The organism is Bacillus sp. SIMBA_008 (genome assembly GCF_046535495.1).
GTDB classification, from domain to species: Bacteria; Bacillota; Bacilli; order Bacillales; family Bacillaceae; genus Bacillus; species Bacillus subtilis.
This window is the reverse complement of record NZ_JAWRWL010000262.1, coordinates 1-292: the sequence shown is the minus strand read 5'-3', so window position 1 is coordinate 292 and position 292 is coordinate 1. Positions and strand designations below refer to the sequence as shown.

The following is a 292-nucleotide window of genomic DNA, read 5'->3' as shown; positions in this document are numbered from 1 at the left end:
ATGCTTGCAGAAATAAGCGGTCTTGAAGTGAACCAAGGCATTATCGTCAATGATTTCATGGAAACAAGTGTACCGGGCATTTATGCAGTCGGAGAATGTGCAGAACACAGAGGACAAACGTACGGTCTTGTTGCGCCTTTATACGATCAAGCGAATGTGCTTGCTGGGCATTTATGCGGCATGAATCCTGCCCCATATGAAGGTTCTGTGATGTCAACACAGCTGAAAGTGTCAGGAGTTGATGTATTCTCTGCTGGTGATTTTATTGAAAACGATGAGAAAAAAGCGATCA

Annotated in this window: 1 protein-coding gene; it reads left to right on the top strand. The window is 43.8% G+C overall.

The window, feature by feature from the left end; all coding sequences use genetic code 11:
• Positions 1 to 292, top strand: a 292-nt coding sequence (locus SB658_RS23110) for an FAD-dependent oxidoreductase (protein ID WP_410602601.1), incomplete at both ends; no start/stop codon positions are given.